We start from the raw sequence: 25701 nt of genomic DNA, 5'->3' as shown, positions 1-25701 counted from the left end.
GTCGTTCCTCCCCATCTGTCATCGGAACCTGAGAGGTTCGCCATGACGCCCGCGACGGGATCGCTCATGACTTGCACCTTGGGTGGGGCCACTGGAGACAGCGGCCCGCTTTTCAGATGTGCCTCGCCCGCGCGGTAACGGGGGCCTGAGAGATTCAAGGGAGGGACTTGCTCCTTCGGCGCCCCAGCGAAGCTGCTGCTGAGGACTCTCCCGCGCGGATTCAAACGGCCGGTATGCAGTTGGCGCGGCCATCATTGCACGGCTCCCCCCGATCCCGGCAGGCCGCATCTGTAACCGGCCTGTGTCGGTACGCGTACGAAAACACTGGACAGAGCGCATTACCTTCTCTTTACGCTCGATGGGGATGGGACCACCTGACCCCAGGGGAGGACGATCACGGTGAACAGGACGACCACGGCGAGGTCCAGGGCATTCGCGACCGGCTCGGGAATCGCGCTGCCCGCGCAGCCCGGCGCCCCGGCCCGGGGGGCGTGCGGCGCGCGGCCGGCGCCCGTCGTCCGCGACCTGCGCGAGCGGGCCGGCCGCAGCCCGCACGGCCTGCTCTTCGGCCCCCGTGACCTGGTGGTGGTCACCGGCCTGCCCGGCAGCGGCAAGTCCACGCTCATGCGGCGGACCGTCCAGGGCCTGCGCGTCGACTCCCAGGACACCCGGGACCGCTGGGACGCCCGCGCCCCCCGCTTCCTGCCCTACGGCCTCTACCGCCCCCTCGTCCGCCTCGCCCACTACGCCGGACTGCGCGCCGCTCTAAGCAGCGGCGCGGGCGTCGTCGTGCACGACTGCGGTACGCAGGCCTGGGTGCGGGACTGGCTGGCCCGCGAGGCCCGCCGCCGCGGCGGCACCCTCCACCTGCTGCTGCTGGACGTCGGCGCCGACACGGCGCTGGAGGGGCAGCGCGAGCGCGGCCGGGGCGTCTCCCGGTACGCGTTCCTGCGCCACCGTCACGCCGCCGCCCGGCTGGTGCGCTCGGTGGAGAAGGGCCGGCTGCCCGACGGCTGCGGCTCGGCGGTGCTGCTGGACCGCGAGGCGGCCGACGCGCTGCGCCGCATCGGATTCACGGGCTGAGGGCTCGGGTGCCGCCCCCGGCACCCGCTAGCCTTTCAGCCACACCAGAGTGAGCGGTTCTCAGCAGGCGGTAGGCAGATGGATTTCCCCCCGGCGAACTTCCCGACGGACTTCTCCGCGGACTTTCCGGCGCAGGCGCACCACCATCCGCACGGCGGATGGCCCGGCAACGAGCTGGAGGAGGTGCTCTCCGTCTCCCTCGGCATGCCGGGAGCCGGCGGCCGGATCGTCGAGGTGCTCGGGCGCAGCTTCGTCTGGGTGCCGCTGCCCGGGGGCGGCGGCCCGCACAGCGGCCCCCTGGACCTGCCCACGATGGAGCTCGGCGGCCAGGTCTACGTGCCGGTCTTCAGCTCCGAGGAACAGTTCCGGCAGGTCGTCGGCGCGCACATGTCGTACACGATCGCGCCGGCCGTGGAGTTCGCCCGGGGGCTGCCCCCGCAGGTGGGCATCCTGGTGAACCCGGACGGGGTGGTCGGCGTCCCGTTGCCCCCGCCCGCCGTGGCCGAGCTCTGCCGGGCGGGCCGCACCCCGCTGGACGGCGCCGCCGCCGGCGGCCGGGTCCGGCTGTACGAGCCCGACTGGCAGGACGACCCGATGGACTTCCTGGCCGCGGCCTCGGCGGAGTTCGAGGCCACGGGCGTGATCCGCACGGCCCGCCGCTGCCTGGCCGCCATTGAGACGGCGGACCCGGTGATGTTCGTGGGCGTGGAACTCTCCCAGTGGGAGGGCGACCTGCGCGCCCTTCCCCTGGAGGCCCTGGGCAGGGCTCTGACCAGGGCGGACGCGCCCTGGCCGGTCAACCTGGTGCTCCTGGACGTGGCCCAGGACCCGGTGGGCGACTGGATGCGGGAAAGGGTCCGCCCCTTCTACACAAGGGACCAGTGAACCCACCCGGGGGGCGTGGGGCCGGGTTCCTCCGCGGCCCCGCCGCGGGCGCGACGGGCCACGACGGATCCGCACCCGCCAACGCACCACGACCCCCGACGCCTTGGGCGCTTAAGCTGGACTCCGACGCGGGGCAACAGAAATGAAGGGGCGGTACAGGTGAGCGCCAGCGGCATCGCGACCGGTCAGGTCGAGCACATGCTGCGCCAGGTCACGCCCGGGCGCTACGACGCCTACGAGGCGCTCCTGCGCGCGCTCGCGACCCCCTCCTCCGGACAGGTCTGGATGCTGCTGTGGCACGGCCAGGCCGGCTCCCCGGACGCCCAGTACGGAAACATGGAGGTCGACGGGCACGGCTACGCCCCCTGCGTCACCTCCGCCCAGGAGCTCAGCGCGAGCGGCTGGAACAGGTCGTACGAGGTGGTCGACGGACTGGACGTGGCCCGCACCCTCTACCCCGACCACTACGGCCTCTGGCTGAACCCGCACGCCCCCGGTGGCGGCGTCGGCATCCCGTGGCTGGATCTGCGCCGCATCGCCACCGGGCTGGAGCGCCAGCCCGCGGGGCCGCTGCGGCTGTCCGAGCCCGGCATCGAGATCCCGCAGTTCTACGCCCTGCTCGCCCAGAACGCCCATCGCACCCCGGCGGTCCGCGCGTTGCGCCGCGCCTGGGTGCAGCCGGCGCTGGGCGCGCCCTATCTGGCCATCGGACTCGACGTGTACGACTCCTCCCCGCCGGCCGTGGACGCCGTACGGGCGATGATGCAGCAGTCCATCGGCGCCGTGCCGGACGGGCTGCCGGTGTCGACGGTCGCCATGACCGACGAGTACGACCCCGTCGTGATGTGGATGCGCGCGACCGCCCGGCCCTTCTACGACCGCGAGGCCCACGCCCCCGCCCCGGCCCCGGCTCCCGCCGGCGGCTACGGCTATCCGCCCACCGGACGTTACTGACACCCGGCGCCGGTCCCACCGTGAGGTGAGGGCCGGATGTCTTCGCGCGTAGATGGCGACGATTGGTCCGGATTTTTTCTGATCTGTCCCAATTAACCCCTGTCCGGGGGCCGTTACCCGCCGTCCGGATAACGGAACCCCACTACCCGGATCACGTTTACGCATCCATTCACTGCCAAGTCTGGCTACAGATCGCCAAACCGTTGAAGACTCCGGCGTCAGGGGACTTATCCCCTGCGTATTACGGACTGATCACGCCGCTACAGCGGCAAGTGCGGGCCGGCTACCGCCGGTTGAGAGGGGTCCCTGCCAGATGACGGCACCATTGCACGAGCCGACCGCGGAAGCGGCCCCGAGCGCGGCCGAGGAAGCGTCGGTCGCCACCAGCGGCGCCAAGGCCGTTCAGGGCCGTTCCCTGGGCCGGATCGCCTGGGAGCGCCTCAAGCGGGACAAGCTCGCCCTGACGGGCGGCGTGGTGGTGCTCGTCCTGGTGGTGGTCGCGCTTCTCGCGCCGGTCATCACCGGACTTCTCGGGCAGGACCCGAACGAGTACCACGAGAGCCTCATCGACCCGCTCTTCGGTACGCCGACGGGCTCCCTGGGCGGCGTGAGCGGCGACCACCTGCTCGGCGTCGAGCCGGTCAACGGCCGCGACATCTTCGCCCGCATCCTCTACGGTGCCCGGATCTCCCTGCTGGTCGGCTTCCTGTCGGCCGTGGTCGCGGTGATCCTCGGAACGGTGCTGGGCATCCTCGCCGGCTTCTTCGGCGGCTGGGTCGACTCCCTCATCAGCCGGGTGATGGACGGTCTGCTCGCCTTCCCGCAGCTGCTCTTCATCATCGCGCTGGTCTCCGTCATGCCGAACGACCTGCTCGGGCTCTCCGGTTCGAGCGTGCGTGTCTTCGTGATGATCCTGGTCATCGGCTTCTTCGGCTGGCCCTACATCGGACGCGTGGTGCGCGGCCAGACGCTCTCGCTGCGTGAGCGCGAGTACGTCGAGGCCGCCCGGTCGCTGGGCGCGGGGCGGCTGTACATCCTGTTCAAGGAACTGCTGCCCAACCTGGTCGCCCCGATCGTCGTGTACACGACGATGATGATCCCCACCAACATCCTCACCGAGGCGGCGCTCAGCTTCCTGGGCGTCGGCGTCAAGCCGCCCACCGCCTCGTGGGGGCAGATGCTCTCGAGCGCGATCGACTACTACGAGTCGGACCCCATGTACATGGTGGTCCCGGGTGTGGCGATCTTCATCACCGTGCTGGCCTTCAACCTCTTCGGCGACGGCGTTCGGGACGCCCTGGACCCGAAGGCCTCCCGCTGATCCGCCCCGTCGGGGATCCGCGACAACAGCGAGCCGCAGAACCGCCGAACACACGGCGCCCCAACCGTCCCGTGGTCTTCACACGGGGTATCTCTCATCTATCCGGAGGATCCGAGATCGTGACTACCCAACGCACCTCAGGGCGGCGGAAGCAGGCGTTTGCCGCTGCTGCCGCGGTCGCCGCGCTGCTGACCACGGCGGCGTGCGGCGGCGGTGGAGATGACGGCGACAAGGGCTCGAGCTCCGGCGCCGCCGGCTTCGACGCCGCGAACAACAAGGTCGCCCAGGCCTCCGCCGCCAAGAAGGGCGGCACGCTGAAGTTCGGTGCCGCGCAGGACGCCGACTCGTGGGACACCACGCGTGGCTACTACGGCATGATGTGGAACTTCGCCCGCTACTACAGCCGCCAGCTCGTCACGAACAAGGCCGAGCCGGGCGCCGCGGGCGCCGAGGTCACTCCGGACCTCGCCACCGAGACCGCCAAGGTCACGGACGACGGCAAGACCTACACGTACACCCTGCGTGACGGCGTCACGTGGGAGGACGGCAAGCCGATCACGTCCAAGGACGTGAAGTACGGCATCGAGCGCGTGTGGGCGCAGGACGTGCTGTCCGGCGGTCCGACGTACCTGAAGGACGTGCTGGACCCGAAGGGCGAATACAAGGGTCCCTACAAGGACACGTCCGCGGACAAGCTGGGTCTGAAGGCGATCGACACGCCCGACGACAAGACCATCGTGTTCCACCTCCCGCAGGCCAACTCGGACTTCGAGGAGATGCTGGCCCTGGTCTCGGCCTCGCCGGTCCGCCAGGACATGGACACCAAGTCCAAGTACGGCCTGAAGCCGTTCTCCTCGGGCCCGTACAAGTTCGCGTCCTACAGCCCGGGCAAGGACCTCAAGCTGGTCCGCAACACCAACTGGAAGCAGGCCTCGGACCCGATCCGCAAGGCCTACCCGGACCAGATCACCATCCAGTTCTTCTCGGACGCCAACCAGCTCGACCAGCGTCTGATCAGCGGTGACCTGGACCTCGACCTGAACCAGACCGGCATGTCGCCGCAGGGCCGCACCACCGCCCTGAAGCAGCACAAGGGCAACCTGGACAACCCGGTCACCGGCTACGTCCGCTACGCGGTCTTCCCGCAGAGCGTCGCGCCGTTCAACAACATCGAGTGCCGCAAGGCCGTCATCCTCGGCGCCGACCACGTGTCGCTCCAGACCGCCCGCGGTGGTCCGGTCGCCGGTGGTGACATCGGCACCAACATGCTGCCGCCGTCCGTCCCGGGTGCCGAGGGCCAGAAGTACGACCCGTACGAGATCTCCGGCGCCAACAAGAGCGGCAACGAGGCCAAGGCCAAGGAGGCCCTGAAGGCCTGCGGTCAGCCGAACGGCTTCAAGACCACCATCGCGGTCCGCAACAACAAGCCGGTCGAGGTGGCCACCGCCCAGTCCCTCCAGGCGTCGCTGAAGAAGATCGGCATCACCGCCGAGATCGACCAGTACGACGGCTCCCAGACCGCCGGCATCATCGGCAGCCCTTCGAACGTGAAGAAGAAGGGCTACGGCATCATCATCATGGGCTGGGGTCCGGACTTCCCGTCCGTCCAGGGCTTCGGTCTGCCGCTGTGGAACAGCAAGTACATCTCGGAGAGCGGTAACAACAACTACGCGCTCATCAACGACAAGACGATCGACGGCCTGTTCTCGTCGTACGTCACCACGCTGGACGACGCCGGCAAGACCAAGATCGCCACGGAGATCAACCACAAGGTGATGGAGGGCGCGTACTACCTGCCCTTCGTCTTCGAGCGGTTCCTCAACTGGCGCTCGGACAACCTGGCGAACGTCTACACCACCGACGGTTACAGCGGTCAGTACGACTTCGTCAACCTCGGTCTGAAGAACCCGAAGAAGTAGTCCCGGCACACCCGCCGAACGGCACGAAAGGCAGGTGAAGGCCGGCGCGGCGGATCCGCGGGCCACCTGGGGAGCCCCTCCCACGCCCACAAGGCAGTGGGGGAGACCTCCGGTGGCCCGCGGTCCGCGGCGGGCCGAGAGCTGTGCTCGCTTACCTCATCAGGCGGTTGTTTGCCGCCGTAGTGATGCTCGTGGTCATCGTCATGGTGGTCTTCGGCATCTTCTTCCTCATCCCCAAGTGGGCTGGCGTAGACATCGCCTTGAGCTTCGTGGGCAAGCAGGCCGACCCTGCCGCCGTCGAGGGTGTGCGCGAGAAGCTGGGCCTGGGCGACCCGATCTACGCCCAGGTCTGGGAGTTCTTCAAGGGCATCTTCGCCGGCCGTACCTACACGGGCGGTGGCGATTCCATCCACTGCGCCGCGCCGTGCTTCGGCTATTCCTTCCGCAGCGAGCAGGCCGTCTGGCCGGTGCTGACCGACCGCTTCCCGGTGACCCTGGCGCTGGCGCTCGGTGCCGCGGTGCTCTGGCTGATCGTCGGTGTCTCGGCCGGCGTGCTCTCCGCGCTCAAGCGGGGCAGCCTGTGGGACCGCGGCGCGATGGTGATCGCGCTCTCGGGCGTCTCCCTCCCGATCTACTTCACCGGCATGGTCGCCCTGTCGATCTTCGTGTACGGACTGGACCTGTTCGACGGTCAGTTCGTGCCGCTGGAGGACAGTCTCAGCGGCTGGTTCGGCGGGATGATCCTGCCCTGGGTCACCCTCGCCTTCCTCTACGCGGCGATGTACGCGCGCATCACCCGGGCCACCATGCTGGAGATCCTCGGCGAGGACTACATCCGCACCGCCCGCGCCAAGGGCCTCAAGGAGCACACCGTCATCGGCAAGCACGCCATGCGCTCCACGATGACGCCGCTGCTGACCATGCTCGGCATGGACCTGGGAGCCCTCATCGGAGGTGCGATCCTGACCGAGACGGCGTTCAACCTGCCCGGCCTCGGCCAGGCGGTGCTCAACGCCATCAAGAACCAGGACCTGCCCATCATCCTGGGCGTCACCCTGATCACTTCTCTCGCGGTGCTCGTCGCCAACCTCGTGGTGGACATCCTGTACGCCGTGATCGACCCCCGAGTGAGGCTCGCATGACCGAACTCAGCAAGAGCGGAGCGGCCGTGGGCGAGCCCACCCCCGCCTCGCCCGCGCCGACCGCCTTCCTCGAAGTGCGCGACCTCAAGGTGCACTTCCCGACCGACGACGGTCTGGTCAAGTCCGTCGACGGGCTCAGCTTCCAGCTGGAGAAGGGCAAGACCCTCGGCATCGTGGGCGAGTCCGGCTCCGGCAAGTCGGTCACCTCGCTCGGCATCATGGGCCTGCACACCGCCGGCCAGTACGGCAAGCGCAAGGCGCAGATCTCCGGCGAGATCTGGCTGGACGGCACGGAGCTGCTGTCCGCCGACCCGGACCACGTGCGCAAGCTGCGCGGCCGCGAGATGGCGATGATCTTCCAGGATCCGCTGTCGGCGCTGCACCCGTACTACACGATCGGTCAGCAGATCGTGGAGGCGTACCGGATCCACCACGACGTCAGCAAGAAGACCGCCAAGCGCCGCGCGGTCGAGATGCTCGACCGGGTGGGCATCCCGCAGCCGGACAAGCGGGTGGACAGCTACCCGCACGAGTTCTCCGGCGGTATGCGTCAGCGCGCGATGATCGCGATGTCGCTGGTCAACAACCCCGAGCTGCTGATCGCGGACGAGCCGACGACCGCCCTGGACGTGACCGTCCAGGCACAGATCCTCGACCTCATCCGCGACCTCCAGAAGGAGTTCGGCTCCGCGGTCATCGTCATCACCCACGACCTGGGCGTGGTCGCCGAACTGGCCGACGACATCCTGGTGATGTACGGCGGCCGCTGCGTCGAGCGGGGCCCGGCCGACAAGGTGTTCTACGAGCCCCGGCACCCCTACACCTGGGGTCTGCTCGGCTCGATGCCGCGTCTGGACCGTGAGCAGCAGGAGCGCCTGATCCCGGTCAAGGGCTCCCCGCCCTCGCTGATCAACATCCCGTCCGGCTGCGCCTTCAACCCGCGCTGCCCGTACGCGGACCTCCCGAAGGACAACGTCACCCGCACCGTCCGGCCCGAGCTGGCCGAGGTCGGCAGCCGCCACTGGGCCGCCTGCCACCTGGGCACGGAGCAGCGGGAGCGTATCTGGACCGAAGAGATTGCGCCGAAGCTGTGAGTGACGACGAGAAAGCGGTGAAGATCCCCGCGCAGGCCGACGGCCCGACGGCGGAGGGCGCGACCCTCACCAAGGACGCCGCCCCCGGCGAGGTCCTGTTGAAGGTGACCGGGCTCCAGAAGCACTTCCCGATCAAGAAGGGCCTGCTCCAGCGGCAGGTCGGGGCGGTGCACGCGGTCGACGGCATCGACTTCGAGGTCCGCTCCGGCGAAACGCTCGGCGTAGTGGGCGAGTCCGGCTGCGGCAAGTCCACGATGGGCCGGCTGATCACCCGGCTGCTCGAACCGACCGCGGGCAAGGTCGAGTTCCAGGGCAAGGACATCACGCACCTCGGAGTGAGCGGCATGCGTCCGCTGCGCCGCGATGTGCAGATGATCTTCCAGGACCCGTACTCGTCGCTGAACCCGCGTCACACCATCGGCACGATCGTCGGCGCTCCCTTCAAGCTCCAGGGCGTCGAGCCCGAGGGCGGCATCAAGAAGGAAGTGCAGCGGCTGCTGTCGGTCGTGGGTCTCAACCCCGAGCACTACAACCGCTACCCGCACGAGTTCTCCGGCGGTCAGCGTCAGCGCATCGGCATCGCCCGCGCGCTCGCGCTCAACCCGAGGCTGGTCGTGGCGGACGAGCCGGTCTCGGCCCTGGACGTGTCGATCCAGGCCCAGGTCGTCAACCTGCTCGACGACCTCCAGCAGGAGCTCGGCCTCACGTACGTGATCATCGCGCACGACCTCTCGGTCGTCCGGCACGTCTCGGACCGCATCGCGGTGATGTACCTCGGCAAGATCGTGGAGCTGGCCGACCGCGACCTGCTCTACAAGTCGCCGATGCACCCGTACACCAAGGCGCTGATGTCGGCGGTGCCGATCCCGGACCCGCGGCGCAAGAACGCCAAGAGCGAGCGGATCCTGCTCAAGGGCGACGTGCCCTCGCCGATCTCGCCGCCGAGCGGCTGCCGCTTCCACACCCGGTGCTGGAAGGCGACGCAGATCTGCACGACCAAGGAGCCGGCGCTCGTCGAGCTGCGGCCCGGCCAGCAGGTCGCCTGCCACCACCCGGAGAACTTCGCGGACCAGGCCCCGCAGGACACCGTCCTGCTGACCGTCGCGAAGGAGGCGGCGGAGCTGGTGGCCGACGAGGTGCTCGCGGAGTCGGCGGAGACGTCGGCGGCCGTGGCGGCGGAGGTGGCGGCGGAAGCGGCCACCGAGGCGGCCGGGAACGCGGAGGCTGCCGAGTCGGCCGTGGCTGCCGAGCCGGCCGAAGCCGAAGGGGACGCCGAGCCGGCCGGTGAGGCCGCTCCGGAGGCTTCCGGGGACGACGCCGGAGGCGACGCTCCAGCCAAGGAGAAGTAAGTAACACCGAGCCCCCGCCTTGCAATGTAAGGCGGGGGCTTCGTGCTGGGTGAGAATGTAGGGGTGCTCCAGCAAATCTTCAGCCCCTCCGTCCAGCACACGCTCGACCTGATCGGCATTTTCGTCTTCGCCATCTCGGGCGCGCTGCTGGCCGTCCGCAAGAACTTCGACGTGTTCGGCATCGCCATGCTCGCCGAGGTCACCGCGCTGGGCGGCGGGGTGTTCCGCGACCTGGTCATCGGGGCCGTGCCCCCGGCCGCCTTCACGGACCTGGGGTACTTCCTGACCCCGCTGCTGGCCGCCCTCCTGGTCGTCTTCCTGCACCCGCAGGTGGAGCGCATCCAGCAGGGCGTCAACGTCTTCGACGCGGCCGGCCTCGGCCTGTTCTGCGTCACGGGCACGACGAAGGCCTACGACTACGGTCTCGGCCTCACCGCGTCGGCCGCGCTGGGGCTGGCCACCGCCGTCGGCGGCGGTGTGCTGCGTGACGTGCTGGCCAACGAGGTGCCCTCGCTGCTGCGCTGGGACCGTGACCTCTACGCGGTCCCGGCGATCGTCGGCGCCACCATGGTGGTGCTCTGCATCCGCTACGACATGCTCACCCCGCTGGCCAGCGGCTCGGCCGCGGTCACCGCTTTCGCGCTGCGGCTTCTCGCGATGCGGTTCCACTGGCGAGCGCCGCGCGCTTGGAACCGGCGCTCGACGGTGCGCGAGGAGTAGTCGACTTTCCGCCGCCCATGATCCGGTGCTGGTCCAGCTGTGTCGTCAGCCAGCGGAACGCCGGCACGACCTGCGGCCGCCACAGCCCCATGGTGTGCCCGCCCGCGCCGCTCGGGATGTAGACGACGTGCACGGTCGTCGGCGCCTTCGCCTCCTGGCGGAGGGCCAGGGCGGCCTCGTAGCCGTCCTTCGGCTGGCCGGAGAGGTAGAGGGCCACGGGGGGCGGTACGGCGGCCTTCCGCAGCAGCAGATAGGGGTTGTTGGCCCGGCGCAGGGCGGGGCTCTGCGCGGCGAGGGAGTCGGGTTCGCTGATCGGGTCGCTGTATCCGGACAGGCTCACCGCCGCCCGGTAGCGGTCGGGGTGGGCGATGGCGAGCTTGGTCGCGCAGTGCGCCCCCGCCGAGTACCCGGCGACCGCCCATCCCCCGGGCGCGGGCTGGACCCGGAAGTTGTCCCTGACCATCTTCGGCACGTCGATGCTGAGCCAGCTGTCGGCGTTGACGGTGCCCGGGACGTTGGCGCAGCCGGTGTCCACGCCCGGCAGCAGCGTGGTGCGCGGGGCGACCAGGATGAACGGTGCCACCTTGCCCGCGCGCATCAGCGGCGCCAGCTGCTCGTGCACCCGCAGGGTCCCGTACCAGGACTTCGCGGAGCCCGGGTAGCCCGGCAGCAGCTCCACCACGGGGAAGGCGCGGCGGGCGTAGGCGGGCTCGTCGTACTGCGGGGGCAGCCAGACGTAGACCTCGGCGTTGACGCCCGAGACCTGGCCCTTGAGCTGGGTGACGCGTACCCCGCCGGCCGCGTGCATGGCCGGTCCCTCGGCCTGCGTGAACTCCTGCCGGACCCTGGGCAGCCGGTCCAGCGCGATGCCGCCGGTGCCGTCGGCGCCCAGATCGGCGGCCTGTTGCACATGACTGCCGGTGCCCAGCAGGTCGTCCCAGGTGTCGTACAGGCCGTTGGAGTTGTTGACCATGACGAAGACCAGGGCCACGGCCGTGCCCTGGGCGAACAGCAGCATCATCACCCGGGCCGTGGCGCGCAGGACCCGAGGCCCGCGCAGCCGCGACCACATCAGCAGCGGCAGCGCGACGGCGACGACGGACAGCGCGATCAGGGTGTAGAGGAACGGAGTCCCGGTGAGGCTCATGTCTTTGCAGAGGGGAAACCGGGCGTCGAGGTTACGGACGAGTTCGGACACTTACCAAGAAATTGCTGACCGCTCACTCGTTCCGGTCATGGACGAGCGCTGTGCGTTCATCCGGCCGTAGCATCCAAAGCTACCGCTTAGTAATCAACTGTTGTACGGTTCAGTCATGCCAGAAGCAGCTACCGCGGCGGCCGAGCGGGCCACCACCGCCCTCGTCACGGACTCGACCGGCGACAGCGAGTTCGACCGCGACACCGCGCTCACCCGTCGCGCGCCCGGCGTCTACGACATCGACCTCTCGGCCGGCTGGACGATCATCAGCGCGGTCAACGGCGGCTACCTCCTCGCCGTCCTCGGCCGCGCGCTCGGGGACGCCCTCCCGCACCGCGACCCGTTCACGATCTCGGCGCACTACCTCACGGCGTCCCAGCCCGGCCCCGCGGTCGTCCGCACGGACGTCGTCCGCACCGGCCGCACCCTGTCGACCGGGCAGGCCTCGCTGTTCCAGTACGACGAGAACGGCGCCGAGGTCGAGCGCATCCGCGTCCTCGCCTCCTACGGCGATCTGGACAGCCTGCCGGACGACGTCCGTACGACGGCGAAGCCGCCCGCGATCCCGCCGATGGACCAGTGCTTCGGCCCCGACGACGGGCCGGCGCCGGTCGACGGCAGCTCCGCCATCGCCGACCGGCTGATGCTCAAGCTGGACCCGTCGACCCTCGGCTGGGCGCTCGGACAGCCCTCCGGCAAGGGCGAGATGCGTGCCTGGTTCGGCCTGAAGGACGGCCGCGACCCGGACCCGCTCTCCCTCCTCCTCGCGGTGGACGCCCTGCCGCCCACCGCCTTCGAGATCGGCCTGCGCGGCTGGGTCCCCACGGTCGAGCTGACGGTGCATGTCCGCTGCCGTCCGGCTCCGGGCCCGCTGCGCGTCTCCATCACCACCCGCAACCTCGCGGGCGGCTTCCTGGAGGAGGACGCCGAGGTCTGGGACAGCGCGGACCGACTCGTCGCACAGTCACGGCAGTTGGCGCGGGCCCGGCTCGGCTGAACGGTTCCCGTCCGAGCCGGACGGGCCCGCCTCTGTCACGGAGCTGTACCAGCCCACCGACCGGCCCTCCGAGATGAACTCCCTGGTCAGCGAGTTGCTTTGAGGTGCGTTTTACCTGATTGACAGGCGAGGGACAGAGGGGACTCAAGGAACCCCTAAGCGCCGTTGGTTGAGTTCCGGCCTCAGGACCTCCTCATCCTCCCTGGAGCTGTTTCTCATGAAGCGTGCGCTGATGCCCGTCCGTCTCGCCCCCGCGGTGGCTTTGCTGGCGCTCTCGCCCCTCGCCCTGGTGGCCTGCGGCTCGGGCGACTCCTCCTCGTCGAACAGCGGCACGTCCGCCCAGCAGTCCTGCCGGCCGCCCTCCGGCAACGCCTCGGGGATGCCGAGCGGCGCCCCCTCGGGGGCTCCGTCGGGTGCGCCGACCGGTGCCGCCTCGGGGCAGCCGACGGGCGCCCCGACCGGCACGCCGACCGGTGTCCCGACGGGGATGCCGAGCGGCGGGCCCGGCGGCGGAGGTCAGGGCGGCCCCGGTGGCGGCCAGGGCGGCGGCTGTGGGGGGCCGGGTGGAGGCGGAGGCCAGGGGCAGCAGGCCCAGCAGCAGGGCTGACCGATCGACGGTTCACCCACTGGGGCGGCGCACTCGGAACCGGGTGCGCCGCTCCGGTGTTGTGCGGGCGTGCCGTGCGCGGGTCAGGCCGTCCAGTGGCGGCGGCCGATGCTGATGAGCCGCATCTGGCGGGCCGCGAGCCGGCTGATCCGGTCCCGGTCCTCCGGCGAGGCCTCCAGGGCCTCCAGGAACAGCGAGGCGGTGATGAGCATCTGGTCGACGTAGAGGTGCGAGAGCATCAGCAGGTCGTCGTCGCTCCAGCCGTCGGCCGCCTCGTCCTTGGCCAGTTCGGTCTTCACCTCCTCGGCGAACCGGGCCAGTTGGTCCCGGATCGCCTCCCGCACCGGCTGAACTCCGCCATGTCGCTCACGCGCGATGAAACGGACGTGAGCGGGGTACGCGTTCACGTGACCGGCGATCAACTCGACAGCGCGCGCGATGCGTTCCTCGCTCGTGTCGGCCGTGGTCACGGTGGTGCGGATCATCGGGTGCAGGCTGCCCAGCGCCTCCTCGACCAGGGCCACGCCCAGATCCGCCGTGGAGCGGAAGTGCCGGTAGAAGGCGGTCGGGGCGACCCCGACGGCGCGGGTGACCTCACGCAGGCCCAGGCTGCTCAGACTCTGCTCCTCCAGCAGCAGCAACGCCGCGTCCATGAGCGCCTGCCGGGTCTTCTGCTTCTGGGCCTGCCGGATGCCGAGGGTGTGACTCATGTCATCCAGTTAACAACTGTTCTCTGGAATTGAAAAGCCGGGGAACACGCTAGACTCAAAAGTCAGTGAACAAGTGTAACCACAACTGTTCACCCAAACTTTACGGAGGGGGATCCGATCCCATGCTGTTCCTAGTCGCGGCTCTGCTGCTGTTCGGCCTCGTCATGGGCACCGTGGCCCATGCGCCGTTCGCCTTCACCCTGGTCGCCGCCGCCGTGATCGCCGCCTGGCTCGGCGTCTTCGCGCTCCGCGAGCGTCACGGCCGCCGCCGGCACACCTCGACCCACTGACCGTCGCACGTCCATCCACAGGAGCTGACCCGTCATGCAACTCACCGCACCGGCCACCCGCCGCACCGGCGTCCGGGACACCGACGGCATGGCCGTCGCGTCGTTCATCCTGGGCCTCGTCGGCCTGCTCGTCCTCAACGTCTTCCTCGGCCCGATCGCCATCATCCTGGCCGCGGTCGCCCTCTGGCGCGGCACGGCCCGCCGCGGGCGCGCCTACCTGGGCCTGGCCCTGGGCATCGCCGACCTCGTGGTCCTGGTGGCGTTCATGCAGGCGGACTCCACGATTTCCTGGAGCTTCTGACCGCCCGGGCTCACCTGGCATCGAGGCGCGCCACCCCACCCCCGTAGAATCGGGGTCACCATGGCATACCTCGACCACGCCGCGACCACGCCGATGCTCCCCGAGGCGGTCGAGGCACTCACCGCGCACCTGGGCATCACCGGCAACGCCTCCTCCCTCCACGCAGCCGGCCGGCAGGCCCGCCGCACGGTCGAGGAAGCCCGGGAGACCCTGGCGGAAGCGCTCGGCGCCCGCCCCAGCGAGGTCGTCCTCACCTCCGGCGGCACCGAGGCCGACAACCTCGCGGTGAAGGGCCTGTACTGGTCCCGCCGCGACACGGACCCGGCCCGCACCCGCGTCCTGGCCAGCCCGGTGGAGCACCACGCGGTCCTCGACGCCGTCCACTGGCTGGGCGAGCACGAGGGCGCGACGGTCGAGTACCTGCCGGTCGACTCCTACGGGCGGGTTCATCCCGAAGCGCTCCGCGACGCCATCGCCCGCGATCCCCACGACGTGGCCCTGGCCACCGTCATGTGGGCGAACAACGAGATCGGCACGATCCTGCCGGTCCGTGAGCTGGCGGACGTGGCAGCCGAGTTCGGCGTCCCGCTGCACGCCGACGCGGTCCAGGCCTTCGGTCAGATCCCCGTCGACTTCGCCGCCTCCGGTCTCGCCGCGATGACGGTCTCCGGCCACAAGATCGGCGGCCCCTACGGCATCGGGGCCCTCCTCCTCGGCCGCGAGCACACGCCCGTACCCGTGCTGCACGGCGGCGGTCAGGAGCGCCACGTCCGCTCCGGCACCCTCGACGTGCCCGCCATCGCCTCCTTCGCGGTCGCCGGACGCCTCGCCGCCGAGCAGCGCGAGTGGTTCGCCCGCGAGATCGGTACCCTGCGCGACGCGCTGATCGACGCGGTTCGTACGGCCGTCCCGGACGCGATCCTCGGCGGGGACCCCGTGGACCGGCTCCCGGCCAACGCCCACTTCACCTTCCCGGGCTGCGAGGGCGATTCCCTGCTGCTGCTCCTCGACGCCCAGGGCATCGAGTGCTCCACCGGGTCGGCCTGCACCGCGGGCGTCGCACAGCCCAGCCACGTCCTGCTCGCCACCGGCACCGACCCCGACCTGGCCCGCGGCACCCTGCGCTTCTCCCTCGGCCACACCTCGACCGAGGCCGACGTCGAGGCGGTCGCCAAGGTCATCGGTCCGGCGGTGGAACGAGCGCGCGCCGCCGGGCTGACGTGACGCGGGGGGCCGGCGGCGGTCCTCCCGCCGCCGACCCCCCGGCCACGGACCTGGCCCGGCACGCGTCGGGTCGGGCGCTGCCGCCGGCACTTCCACCGCCGGCGGCAGCCTGCTCGTGAACAACCCCGCGGGTCGGTACACCTAGCCGCTGGTGACCATGAGAGACGCCATCATGCCCTCGTCCTCGTGCTGGAGCAGATGGCAGTGGAGCATGTACATGTACGTGTCGTCGGTGAAGTCGGTGAACTTCATCGCGATCTTGATGGAGCCGCCGCCGACCACCTCGAAGGTGTCGAACCAGCCGAGGTCGACGCCGGTCGGCGCCTCACCGTTGATCTCGATCACCTGGTAGGGCACGTCGTGCAGATGGAACGAGTGTTCCAGCTGCGTACTGTTCTTGATCGTCCAGATCTCCTCGGCGTCCAGCGTGGTGCTGATCATCGCCATTCCGGCCATGGTGGTGCCCACCGAGCCGTTGATCGTCATGGTCCCGCCGGTGCCCTGGCCGAGCGTGATGGTGCGCGCGGTGAAGGCGCTCGTGTCGTACCGGGTGATCGTGTTGAGCGAGCTCGGCAGGTCGGCCGGCGTGTCGGTGGCGTCCGGGGTGACGGTCAGGAAGTCGTACGTGCCGCTTCCGCCCCGGATCCAGCCGGTGGTGACGACGGCCTGCAGCGTGACCGCGTCCTCGAGGTCGAGGACGAACTCGGCCCGGCCACCGGCCACCAGCCGGATCGTGGTCACCTCGGTGGCCTCGGTGAGGTAGCCCTGGTCGGTGGCGATCTGGGTGAGCGTCCCGCCGTCGCCGCGCTGGACGGTCATGATGTCGGCGGGGGAGGCGTTCAGGACGCGGAAGCGGGTGCGCTTCTTGGTGGCCGTGAAGCCGAGGGTGGTCGAGTCGACGTTCGTGCCGTTGACCAGCACCGGGAAGCTGACCCCGGAGCTGCGATAACCGGCGGCCTCGTACTTGATGTCGCCGGTGCCGTCGACCGCCAGACACTGCAGGACGATCGGTATGTCGTCGACGCCGTACTCGCTCGGCAGCGCGGCCGAGACGTCCGAGTCGTCCTCGACGATGATCATCCCGGCCAGGCCGTGGACGACCTGCTGGGCCGTGGTGCCCAGGGCGTGCGGGTGGTACCAGAGGGTCTTGGCCTCGTCGAGGACCTCGAAGGTGGGCGACCAGGTGACGCCGTCCGCGAAGGCGTTCTGCGGGCCGCCGTCCATCTTGGGCGGGATGTGGGCGCCGTGGAAGTGGACCGAGGTCTCCGCGCCCAGGGTGTTGGTGAAGTTCATCAGGACCGTGTCGCCCTTGGTCCACTTCATGGTGGGACCGAGGTACGAGCCGTTGTAGCCGGCGGTGGTGCTGGTGACCCCGCTGAGCACCTCGCTGGTGCCGGTCTTCGCGGTCAGGGTGTAGGTGGTGGTGCCGTCGGAGGTGGTGGCCTCCAGGAGGTCGGGGATCGTGAGGGTGCCGGTGGCGTCGGCGGCGGACGCCTTGTTGCTGGTGCCGCCGGTCAGCAGGGAGAAGGTCGCCCCGGCCGCTCCGACGGCGGCCAGCCCGGCCGCCCCGACCATCCCGCCGAGGAACTTCCGTCGGTGCAGGCCCTTGCCGCCCGTGCCCTTCGGCTCCTTCGAGTGCTCGTCCTTGCCGTTCCGGCCGACTCTGGCGTGGGCGCCCCTGCCCTGCCGGTCCGAGCTCGAGGCGGGTTCTGTGGTGTGTGTCACGGGCGTGGAGCCTTGACCTAAGAGCTATGTGAAGACTGAGGTGAACTTAGGAACGCGCCCGGGAGGCTGTGGGGGCACCGTGGGCGACCGTGACCCTCAACTCGGTTGAAGAAAAGCCAAGTTGGCCGGCCCGCAGGTCAAGGTTCGGGCGCGGGACACATCGGGCGGACGGCTCTCGTGAAGCGTTCACGATGACGCGCGTGTGTGACTTGAGTCACAGTGGATGTCTGGTGCGCCCGGCCGGTGGCAGATCGTCACGGTGTGCGGGGCACGGCGAGGCACGGGGCACGGGGCACGGACCATGCGGCAACCGGCAACCGGCAACCGGCAACCGGCAACCGGCAACCGGCGACCGGCGACCGGCGACCGGCAACCGTCATGCGGCGACGGTCAGCGCCTTCCGCACCAGCGGCAGATACCGGTCCCAGTCCCAGTGCTCGCCCGGATCGGTGTGGTCCGTTCCCGGCACCTCCACGTGCCCGATGATGTGCTCGCGGTCGACGGGTATGTCGTACCGACGGCATATCCCCGCGGTCAGCCGGGCGGAGGCGGCGTACATGGCGTCGGTGAAGTCCTTGGGCCGGTCCACGAAGCCCTCGTGCTCGATGCCGACACTGCGCTCGTTGTACGCGCGGTTGCCCGCGTGGTACGCCACGTCCAGCTCCCGGACCATCTGCGTGACGTGCCCGTCCTTGCCGACGATGTAGTGCGCGGCCGCACGGTGGCCCGGGTCCTCGAACGCCTTCACCGCGCTGTCGAGGTCGCCCTGTGTGACATGGACGACGACCATGTCGATCCCGTAGTCGTCCGGCCGGTCCGCCCAGCGGAAGTTCGCGTCCGACGCCGGCACCCACCGGGCGCCCCGGAAGTCCACGGCTCCCTCCACCCGCTGCCTGCGCACGCCCGGCAGCCGCCAGTACAACCGCGCCAGTTCGTCACGCGCCAGCACTCCGGTGCCGACGGCGGCCGCCGCCCCGCCGATCAGCAGGGCGCGCCGCCCGATCCGCCGGTCGGAGTCGCTCTTCTTCTCCCCCATGTCCGTGCCCTTCCTCGCCCCTCGTGATCGTCAACGGATACTCGCGGGCTGCGGTTCCCGACGACCCGTACCCTGGAAGGGTTATGACTGAGACCTCGCAGCGCTCCCGCCCCCTTCGCGTACTCGCCGCCATGTCCGGCGGCGTCGACTCCGCCGTCGCCGCCGCCCGCGCCGCCGAAGCCGGCCACGACGTGACCGGCGTCCACCTCGCGCTCTCCGCGAACCCGCAGTCGTTCCGCACCGGCGCGCGAGGCTGTTGCACCATCGAGGACTCCCGCGACGCCCGCCGCGCCGCCGACGTCATCGGCATCCCGTTCTACGTCTGGGACCTGGCCGACCGCTTCCGCGAGGACGTCGTCGACGACTTCGTCGCCGAGTACGAGGCCGGCCGCACCCCCAACCCGTGTCTGCGCTGCAACGAGAAGATCAAGTTCGCCGCGCTGCTCGACAAGGCGCTCGCCCTGGGCTTCGACGCGGTGTGCACGGGCCACTACGCCAAGGTGCTGGTCCGCGAGGACGGTACGCGCGAGCTGCACCGCGCCTCCGACATGGCCAAGGACCAGTCGTACGTCCTCGGGGTCCTGGACGACCGGCAGCTGGCGCACGCCCTGTTCCCGCTCGGGGACACGCTCACCACGAAGGACGAGATCCGCGCGGAGGCCGAGCGCCGCGGCCTGGCGGTCGCGAAGAAGCCCGACTCCCACGACATCTGCTTCATCGCCGACGGCGACACCCAGGGCTTCCTCGCGAATCGGCTGGGCAGGGCGGAGGGCGACATCGTCGACGAGTCCGGCGCGAAGGTGGGCACCCACGAGGGCGCGTACGGCTTCACCATCGGCCAGCGCAAGGGGCTGCGGATCGGCACACCGGCCGCCGACGGCAAGCCGCGCTACGTCCTCGACATCTCCCCGGTGAACAACACGGTGACGGTCGGCCCGGCCGCCTCCCTCGACGTCGGCGCCCTGACCGCGATCAAGCCCCGCTGGTGCGGCGCCGCCCCGACCGGCCCCGGCACCTACACGGCGCAGCTGCGTGCCCACGGCGGCGAGACCGAGGTGACCGCCGAACTCGTCGACGGTCACCTGGAGGTCACCTTCACGGAGCCCGTCCGGGGCGTGGCCCCGGGCCAGGCGATCGTGCTGTACGACGACACGCGCGTGGTGGGCTCGGCGACGATCGCGGCCACCGTGCGGACGGCGGCCGGGGTGGCCTGACCGTCACTCCTCCCGCCCGAAGAACTCCGCCAGCACCGGCGCGAGCACGTTCGGGTCCACCATGTGGGTCTGGCCTTCGAGCGTGCGGTACGTGCCGTCGGGGACCGCGTCCGCGACGGCGCGTACGGCCTCGCGCAGCCACGGTGGACTCGCCTCGCCGGCGACCGCCAGCACCGGGACGGTGATCGAGGCCAGCCGCTCCCGTGGCACCAGCCCCCCGCCCATGACGCTGTCGTCGTGGGCGAGGGTCGGCGCGATGGCCTCCATGCCCGCCCACATCGGCGACTGACGGGCGCCGCGGATCATCTCCTCGGCCAGCCCCGTCAGCCGCAGGAACAGCTCGACGGCGTCCCCGCGCCGCCCCTGCGCGAGCGCCTCGGTGAGGCTCGCGGTGTACTCGGCGCGCCCCTGCGAGCCCTCCTCGTCCAGGGCGTACGGCGTCTCGTACACGGCCACCCGCCGCACCGGCAGACCGGCGGCCGCCGCCTCCAGCACCAGCGCGCCGCCCGAGGAGACGCCGTACAGCGCCGCCTCGCCGCCTGCCGCGTCGATGAGGGCCGCCAGGTCCTCGACCTCGCGCTCCACCGCGTACGGCGCCGTGTCACCGCTCTCGCCACGCCCCCGGCGGTCGTGGCGGAGGACCGTGAAGCGGTCCGCGAGCAGGGCGGCCAGGGGCGCCATGGTGCCGCCCGTGGACATCGCCCCGCTCACCAGGATGACCGCGGGGCCCTGCCCGGCGCGTGCGTACGCGAGTTCGGTGCCGTCGCGCGAAATGGTCTTCTTGTCCATGCCCATGCAGACTGCCGCACGGCACGGCGGTCATCGGCCTACGACACCTCCGCTTGCGGCACTTCCGCCTCCGAGACCTCCACTTCGTAGAAGCACAGGTGGTCCTTGATCTCGGCGACGTCCGGCTTCGGGTCGGGATAGGCCCAGGCGAGGTCCGCCGCGTCCGGCAGCGACCAGTAGGACGCCGTTCCCTTGAAGGGGCAGTACGTGTGGGTGTCGGAGGGGGTCAGGAGGTCGAGCCGTACGTCCTCGGCGGGGATGTAGTACCGCACCGGACAGCCGGTCTCGCGCAGGGCGAGCGCCCGGTCGGACTCGGCCAGCACGTGGCCCCCGTGGACGACCCTGATGTGCCGGTCGCCCTGATCGATCGTGATCGTGTGTCCTCGGGTCATGCCGGAACAGCACGCGCGAAGGCCCGGTTCTTCCCGCGTACGGTGACTCCATGCGTATCTGTGTCTTCCTCTCCGCCGCCGATCTCGACGCCCGCTACACCCGTCCCGCGCGCGAGTTCGCCGAACTGCTCGGCAAGGGCGGCCACACCCTGGTGTGGGGCGGTTCCGACGTCGGCCTGATGAAGGTGGTCGCGGACGGCGTGCAGGAGGCGGGCGGCCGGCTGTGCGGGGTGTCGGTCGACTTCCTCGCCGCCAAGGCGCGGGCCGGGGCCGACGAGATGGTCGTCGCGCGGGACCTGGCCGAGAGGAAGCGGCTCCTCCTGGAGAAGTCCGACGCGGTCGTGATCATGGTCGGTGGGACCGGGACGCTGGACGAGGCGACCGAGATCCTCGAGCTGAAGAAGCACGGACACACCGACAAGCCGGTCGTGCTGCTCAACACCGCGGGCTTCTACGACGGCCTCAAGGAGCAGTTCCGGCGCATGGAGGACGAGGGCTTCCTGCCCCGGCCTCTCACCGACCTGGTGTTCTTCGCGGAGGAGCCGGTGGGGGCCCTGGCCTACCTCGAGGAGAGCCAGGGCATCGCGTAACCCCTGGTGATGCGAGCATGGCGGGCATGGCTACTCATGTGATCACCGGCGCCGGTTCCGGCATCGGCGCGGCCGTCGCCCGCCGTCTGCACGCGCGCGGGGACGAACTCGTGCTGCACGCGCGCGACGCGGGCCGCGCGAAGGACCTCGCGGCGGAGTTTCCCGGGGCCCGGACCCTGGTCGGCGACCTTGCCGAGCCCTCCAAGCTGAGCTGGGCCTTCTCCCACCAGACGCTCCCCGACCGGGTGGACACCCTCCTGCACATCGCCGGCGTGGTCGACCTGGGCCCGGTCGGCGACCTGACCCCGAAGTCCTGGCGCCACCAGCTCGACGTCAACCTGATCGCCCCGGCGGAGCTGACCCGCCACTTCCTGCCCCAACTCCGGGCCACCCGGGGGCACGTGCTCTTCGTGAACTCCGGAGCGGGCCTGCGGGCGAGCGCCGACTGGTCCGCGTACGCCGCCTCCAAGCACGGTCTGAAGGCGCTGGCGGACGCACTGCGCGCCGAGGAGCACGACAACGGCGTCCGCGTCACCTCCGTCTATCCCGGCCGCACCGCCAGTCCCATGCAGGCCAAGGTCCACCAGCAGGAGGGCAAGGAGTACGAGCCGGGGGAGTGGATCGACCCCGAGTCGGTCGCGACGACGATCCTGATGGCGATCGACCTGCCCCGGGACGCCGAGGTCAACGACCTGACGGTGCGGCCCGGGCGGTGATGTCCCCCGCGCGGACGGGACGCGCTTTCGCGCGTACGTAGGCTTCACTCGTGAACGCACACTTCAGTTTCGGCCCCGCCACCGGCGTCGGCTCCCTGCCCGGCGGTGACGCCCGCGAGGCCGCCAGGGCCGCCACCGGGTCCTTCGAGGACTTCCCGTTTCTCGCCGAGCTGCCGGCCCGCGGCCCCGGCGCCGACATGATCGGCCGCACCGCCGGGATGCTCGTCGAGCTGTACGCACGCGTGGAACCCAGCGGCTGGCGGATCGGCGACCGGCCGGGGCGGGACACCAAACGGGCCCGGTCCTGGCTCGGGCAGGACCTCGACGCCCTGGAGGAGTTCACCCAGGGCTACGAGGGCCAGGTGAAGGTGCAGGCCGTCGGGCCCTGGACCCTCGCCGCCGCGCTGGAGCTGAAGAACGGCCAGTCGGTGCTCTCCGACCACGGCGCCCGCCGCGACCTCGCCGGCTCCCTCGCCGAGGGTCTGCGCCTCCATCTCGACGAGGTGCGCCGCCGCCTGCCCGGCGCGCGGGTCGTGCTCCAGCTCGACGAACCCTCCCTCACCGCCGTCCTTCGCGGCCAGGTGAAGACCGCCAGCGGCTACCACACCCACCGCGCCGTCGACCGGCAGGTCGTGGAGGCCACCCTCCGGGAGGTCGTCGAGGTGCACGGCGACGGCCCCGTCGTGGTCCACTCCTGCGCTGCGGACGTCCCGTTCGCCCTGCTGCGCCGGGCCGGCGCGGCGGCGGTCTCCTTCGACTTCTCGCTTCTCACCGAGCGTGACGACGACACGATCGGTGAGGCGGTGGAAGGGGGTACCCGGCTGTTCGCCGGTGTCGTGCCGGGCGTGGACACCCCATTGTCGGACCCTGCCGGTAGCGTCATGGGTGTCAGGACGCTGTGGCGCAGGCTGGGGCTGCGGCCGGGGCTGCTCGCCGAGGCGGTCACGCTCACGCCGTCGTGCGGCCTCGCGGGGGCTTCCCCCGCGTACGCGCGCGAGGCCCTCGCCCACTGCGTCCGGGCGGCGAGATCCCTCGCGGACAACCCTGAGTGACGGGAGGACGACACGGTGGCCGGCGACAGGCAAGCGGAGACGACGGTGCCCAGCGAGGCACGGGAGAAGCACGCGCAGCTGGCTGAGCAGATCGAGGAGCACCGCTTCCGGTACTACGTGAAGGACGCTCCCGTCATCAGCGACGCCGAGTTCGACAGGCTCCTGCGTGCCGTGGAGGCGCTGGAGGAGGAGCATCCCGAGCTGCGCACGCCCGACTCGCCGACCCAGAAGGTCGCGGGCGCGTACGCCACGGAGTTCACGGCCGTCCAGCACCGCGAGCGCATGCTCTCGCTCGACAACGCCTTCGACGACCTGGAGCTCGCCGCGTGGGCCGAGCGCGTCCACAAGGACGTGGGCACCGCGGCGTACCACTTCCTGTGCGAGCTCAAGGTCGACGGTCTCGCCGTCAACCTCACCTACGAGAACGGCCGTCTCACGCGCGCGGCGACCCGGGGGGACGGCCGTACGGGCGAGGACATCACGCCCAACGTGCGCACCATCGCGGAGATCCCCGACCGTCTCACGGGCGACGGGGTCCCGTCGCTGGTGGAGATCCGAGGCGAGGTCTACTTCCCGATGGAGAAGTTCGAGGAGCTGAACGCCCGTCTGGTCGAGGCGGGCGACAAGCCCTTCGCCAACCCGCGCAACGCGGCGGCCGGTTCACTGCGCCAGAAGGACCCGCGGGTCACCGCCTCCCGTCCGCTGCACATGGTCGTGCACGGCATCGGCGCGCTCGAGGGCTACGAGGGCCTCAACCGGCTGTCCGAGGCCTACGACCTCCTCAGGACCTGGGGTCTGCCCACCTCCCCGCACAACAAGGTGGTCGGCGACCTCGACGGGGTACGGGCGTTCATCGCGTACTACGGCGAGCACCGGCATTCGGTGGAGCACGAGATCGACGGCGTGGTCGTCAAGCTCGACGAGATCCGTCTCCAGGGGCGGCTCGGCTCCACGGCCCGCGCCCCCCGGTGGGCGATCGCCTACAAGTACGCGCCGGAGGAGGTCAACACCAAGCTCGTCAACATCCGCGTGGGCGTCGGCCGTACCGGCCGCGTGACGCCGTACGCCCAGGTCGAGCCGGTCACGGTGGCGGGCTCCGAGGTCGAGTTCGCCACCCTGCACAACCAGGAGGTCGTCAAGGCCAAGGGAGTTCTGATCGGCGACACCGTGGTGCTGCGCAAGGCCGGTGACGTGATCCCGGAGATCCTCGGCCCGGTCGTCGACCTGCGCGACGGCAGCGAGCGCGAGTTCGTGATGCCGTCCGAGTGCCCGGAGTGCGGGGCGGTGCTGCGGCCGATGAAGGAGGGTGACATCGATCTGCGGTGCCCCAACGCCCGCACCTGTCCTGCCCAGTTGCGCGAGCGGGTGTTCTACCTGGCCGGCCGCAGGGCGTTGGACATCGACCACTTCGGTTACGTCGCCGCGGCCGCCCTCACCAATCCGCTGGAGCCGGCCGATCCGCCGCTGCGTGACGAGGGCGACCTCTTCGACCTCACCATCGACCGGCTGCTGCCCATCCGGGCGTACGTCCTCGACCAGGACAGCGGTCTGCCCAAGCGGGACCCGAAGACGGGCGAGGAGAAGATCGCCACGGTCTTCGCCAACCAGCAGGGCGAGCCGAAGAAGAACGCGCTCGCCATGCTGGAGACCATCGCGGCCGCCAAGGAACGCCCGCTGGCGCGCATCCTCACCGGCCTGTCGATCCGTCACGTCGGACCGGTCGCGGCCGAGGCGCTGGCCCGCGAGTTCCGTTCGATCGAGCGGATCGAGCAGGCGTCGGAGCAGGAGCTGGCGGCGACCGACGGGGTCGGCGCCATCATCGCGGCCTCGCTCAAGGAGTGGTTCGCCGAGGAGTGGCACCAGGAGATCCTGCGCAAATGGAGGGCCGCCGGAGTCCGGATGGAGGAGGAGGGCTCCGGAGAGGACGAGGGGCCGCGTCCCCTCGAGGGACTGACGGTCGTCGTCACCGGCACTCTCGAACACTTCACCCGCGACGGCGCCAAGGACGCCCTCCAGAGCCGTGGGGCGAAAGTGACCGGTTCGGTTTCGAAGAAGACATCTTTCGTCGTTGTGGGTGACAATCCTGGATCGAAATACGACAAGGCGATGCAGGTCAAGGTTCCGGTTCTGAACGAGGACGGCTTCACCGTCCTGCTGGAACAGGGTCCCGAGGCGGCGGCCGAAGTGGCCCTTCCGACCGAGGAGTAGCGAGAGTGGCGGTTGAAGGCCACCCGATCGGCGCATACCAGATGCATACGGGTGGCCGGGGCGCATTCGGGCAACCGTCGACGACCGCTGCCCGTGGAAGCCGTCCGCGGCCTACTGTTGAGACGTGCGCCTGCCGTGCCCAGCTGCGGTCGGGGCATCCCCGTGCTCCGGGTGAGCAGGGGGAA

Annotated in this window: 25 protein-coding genes and 1 riboswitch; of the genes, 19 read left to right on the top strand and 6 right to left on the bottom strand. The window is 70.5% G+C overall.

Annotated features, from left to right (window positions below; translation table 11 throughout):
- Positions 1-122: 122 nt before the first annotated feature.
- Positions 123-223, bottom strand: a riboswitch (glycine riboswitch).
- A gap of 176 nt (positions 224-399) precedes the next feature.
- The 9 genes from ACIPFH_RS07765 to ACIPFH_RS07725 all read left to right on the top strand — a co-directional run bounded on the left by ACIPFH_RS07765 (position 400) and on the right by ACIPFH_RS07725 (position 10467).
- Positions 400-1083, top strand: coding sequence for an AAA family ATPase (locus ACIPFH_RS07765; protein ID WP_401824197.1), 684 nt, complete (start codon positions 400-402; stop codon positions 1081-1083).
- Positions 1084-1161: 78 nt separating this feature from the next.
- On the top strand, positions 1162-1968 hold the full coding sequence (locus ACIPFH_RS07760; RefSeq protein WP_401824196.1) for an enhanced serine sensitivity protein SseB: 807 nt from the start codon (positions 1162-1164) through the stop codon (positions 1966-1968).
- A 159-nt stretch (positions 1969-2127) separates the two neighbouring features.
- The gene (locus tag ACIPFH_RS07755) at positions 2128-2922 is read left to right on the top strand and encodes an enhanced serine sensitivity protein SseB C-terminal domain-containing protein (RefSeq protein WP_401824194.1); all 795 of its coding nucleotides are present in this window, start codon (positions 2128-2130) and stop codon (positions 2920-2922) included.
- Positions 2923-3235: 313 nt separating this feature from the next.
- Complete coding sequence (locus ACIPFH_RS07750; RefSeq protein WP_314218956.1) at positions 3236-4243, top strand: ABC transporter permease; 1008 nt, start codon at positions 3236-3238, stop codon at positions 4241-4243.
- A gap of 119 nt (positions 4244-4362) precedes the next feature.
- Complete coding sequence (locus tag ACIPFH_RS07745) at positions 4363-6162, top strand: ABC transporter substrate-binding protein (RefSeq protein WP_401824192.1); 1800 nt, start codon at positions 4363-4365, stop codon at positions 6160-6162.
- A gap of 143 nt (positions 6163-6305) precedes the next feature.
- A complete protein-coding gene (locus ACIPFH_RS07740; protein WP_356255040.1) occupies positions 6306-7304 on the top strand; it encodes an ABC transporter permease in 999 nt (332 codons plus the stop codon).
- Positions 7301-8398 (top strand): ABC transporter ATP-binding protein, encoded by a 1098-nt coding sequence (locus ACIPFH_RS07735; protein ID WP_383469387.1) that lies wholly within the window; start codon positions 7301-7303, stop codon positions 8396-8398. The genes ACIPFH_RS07740 and ACIPFH_RS07735 overlap by 4 nt, the downstream gene beginning before the upstream one ends.
- Positions 8395-9747: an ABC transporter ATP-binding protein gene (locus ACIPFH_RS07730; RefSeq protein WP_401824190.1), complete on the top strand. Its 1353-nt coding sequence runs from the start codon at positions 8395-8397 to the stop codon at positions 9745-9747. Before ACIPFH_RS07735 ends, ACIPFH_RS07730 begins: the two co-directional genes overlap by 4 nt.
- A 63-nt stretch (positions 9748-9810) precedes the next feature.
- Positions 9811-10467, top strand: coding sequence for a trimeric intracellular cation channel family protein (locus ACIPFH_RS07725; RefSeq protein ID WP_401824188.1), 657 nt, complete (start codon positions 9811-9813; stop codon positions 10465-10467).
- Here ACIPFH_RS07725 and ACIPFH_RS07720 read toward each other — a convergent pair.
- Complete coding sequence (locus ACIPFH_RS07720) at positions 10376-11614, bottom strand: alpha/beta hydrolase (RefSeq protein ID WP_401824186.1); 1239 nt, start codon at positions 11612-11614, stop codon at positions 10376-10378. The two genes, ACIPFH_RS07725 and ACIPFH_RS07720, sit on opposite strands and share 92 nt — an antisense overlap.
- Before the next feature lie 166 nt (positions 11615-11780).
- On the opposite strand from ACIPFH_RS07720, the gene ACIPFH_RS07715 reads away from it, so the two are divergent.
- Both ACIPFH_RS07715 and ACIPFH_RS07710 read left to right on the top strand, forming a co-directional pair.
- A complete protein-coding gene (locus ACIPFH_RS07715; RefSeq protein WP_401824185.1) occupies positions 11781-12662 on the top strand; it encodes a thioesterase family protein in 882 nt (293 codons plus the stop codon).
- A gap of 217 nt (positions 12663-12879) precedes the next feature.
- Entirely contained in the window at positions 12880-13269 is a 390-nt protein-coding gene (locus ACIPFH_RS07710; RefSeq protein ID WP_401824183.1) for a hypothetical protein, read from the top strand.
- 83 nt (positions 13270-13352) lie between these two features.
- On the opposite strand, the gene ACIPFH_RS07705 is transcribed toward ACIPFH_RS07710, so the two are convergent.
- Positions 13353-13979 (bottom strand): TetR family transcriptional regulator, encoded by a 627-nt coding sequence (locus ACIPFH_RS07705; RefSeq protein ID WP_401824181.1) that lies wholly within the window; start codon positions 13977-13979, stop codon positions 13353-13355.
- A gap of 122 nt (positions 13980-14101) precedes the next feature.
- Between ACIPFH_RS07705 and ACIPFH_RS07700 the strand changes: the two genes are divergently transcribed.
- Genes ACIPFH_RS07700 through ACIPFH_RS07690 form a run of 3 tightly spaced genes read left to right on the top strand, consistent with a single transcriptional unit; the run spans position 14102 to position 15794 of the window.
- Positions 14102-14269 carry a hypothetical protein gene (locus tag ACIPFH_RS07700; protein WP_356255016.1) on the top strand — a complete coding sequence of 56 codons (168 nt, stop codon included), beginning with the start codon at positions 14102-14104 and terminating at the stop codon, positions 14267-14269.
- Positions 14270-14303: 34 nt separating this feature from the next.
- Positions 14304-14570: a DUF4190 domain-containing protein gene (locus ACIPFH_RS07695; RefSeq protein WP_401824179.1), complete on the top strand. Its 267-nt coding sequence runs from the start codon at positions 14304-14306 to the stop codon at positions 14568-14570.
- Between the two features lie 60 nt (positions 14571-14630).
- Positions 14631-15794: a cysteine desulfurase family protein gene (locus tag ACIPFH_RS07690; RefSeq protein WP_401824177.1), complete on the top strand. Its 1164-nt coding sequence runs from the start codon at positions 14631-14633 to the stop codon at positions 15792-15794.
- A gap of 141 nt (positions 15795-15935) precedes the next feature.
- Here ACIPFH_RS07690 and ACIPFH_RS07685 read toward each other — a convergent pair whose 3' ends face one another.
- Positions 15936-17519 (bottom strand): multicopper oxidase family protein, encoded by a 1584-nt coding sequence (locus ACIPFH_RS07685; RefSeq protein ID WP_401824175.1) that lies wholly within the window; start codon positions 17517-17519, stop codon positions 15936-15938.
- A gap of 376 nt (positions 17520-17895) precedes the next feature.
- Positions 17896-18555 carry an N-acetylmuramoyl-L-alanine amidase gene (locus tag ACIPFH_RS07680; protein ID WP_401824174.1) on the bottom strand — a complete coding sequence of 220 codons (660 nt, stop codon included), beginning with the start codon at positions 18553-18555 and terminating at the stop codon, positions 17896-17898.
- An 83-nt stretch (positions 18556-18638) separates the two neighbouring features.
- On the opposite strand from ACIPFH_RS07680, the gene mnmA reads away from it, so the two are divergent.
- Positions 18639-19769 carry a tRNA 2-thiouridine(34) synthase MnmA gene (mnmA, locus tag ACIPFH_RS07675; protein ID WP_356255004.1) on the top strand — a complete coding sequence of 377 codons (1131 nt, stop codon included), beginning with the start codon at positions 18639-18641 and terminating at the stop codon, positions 19767-19769.
- Between the two features lie 3 nt (positions 19770-19772).
- Here the strand turns inward: mnmA and ACIPFH_RS07670 are convergent, their stop codons facing one another.
- Both ACIPFH_RS07670 and ACIPFH_RS07665 read right to left on the bottom strand, forming a co-directional pair.
- Positions 19773-20558 (bottom strand): alpha/beta fold hydrolase, encoded by a 786-nt coding sequence (locus ACIPFH_RS07670; protein WP_401824172.1) that lies wholly within the window; start codon positions 20556-20558, stop codon positions 19773-19775.
- Positions 20559-20596: 38 nt separating this feature from the next.
- Positions 20597-20950 carry a DUF427 domain-containing protein gene (locus tag ACIPFH_RS07665; protein ID WP_401824170.1) on the bottom strand — a complete coding sequence of 118 codons (354 nt, stop codon included), beginning with the start codon at positions 20948-20950 and terminating at the stop codon, positions 20597-20599.
- Between the two features lie 50 nt (positions 20951-21000).
- Here ACIPFH_RS07665 and ACIPFH_RS07660 point away from each other — a divergent pair, with 50 nt between their 5' ends.
- The 4 genes from ACIPFH_RS07660 to ligA are packed head-to-tail and all read left to right on the top strand — an operon-like array spanning position 21001 to position 25516.
- Entirely contained in the window at positions 21001-21540 is a 540-nt protein-coding gene (locus tag ACIPFH_RS07660; RefSeq protein ID WP_356254995.1) for a TIGR00730 family Rossman fold protein, read from the top strand.
- A gap of 17 nt (positions 21541-21557) precedes the next feature.
- Complete coding sequence (locus ACIPFH_RS07655) at positions 21558-22256, top strand: SDR family oxidoreductase (RefSeq protein ID WP_401824168.1); 699 nt, start codon at positions 21558-21560, stop codon at positions 22254-22256.
- Between the two features lie 50 nt (positions 22257-22306).
- Positions 22307-23308 (top strand): methionine synthase, encoded by a 1002-nt coding sequence (locus tag ACIPFH_RS07650; RefSeq protein ID WP_356254989.1) that lies wholly within the window; start codon positions 22307-22309, stop codon positions 23306-23308.
- A 15-nt stretch (positions 23309-23323) separates the two neighbouring features.
- Positions 23324-25516, top strand: a complete 2193-nt coding sequence (gene ligA / locus ACIPFH_RS07645) for an NAD-dependent DNA ligase LigA (RefSeq protein WP_401824166.1) — start codon at positions 23324-23326, stop codon at positions 25514-25516.
- Positions 25517-25701: the final 185 nt, after the last annotated feature.

The organism is Streptomyces sp. NPDC088157 (assembly GCF_044741545.1).
In the GTDB taxonomy this organism is placed as follows: Bacteria; Actinomycetota; Actinomycetes; order Streptomycetales; family Streptomycetaceae; genus Streptomyces.
Note: the sequence above shows the minus strand (reverse complement) of the source record. Positions and strands in the feature narration are given on the sequence as shown.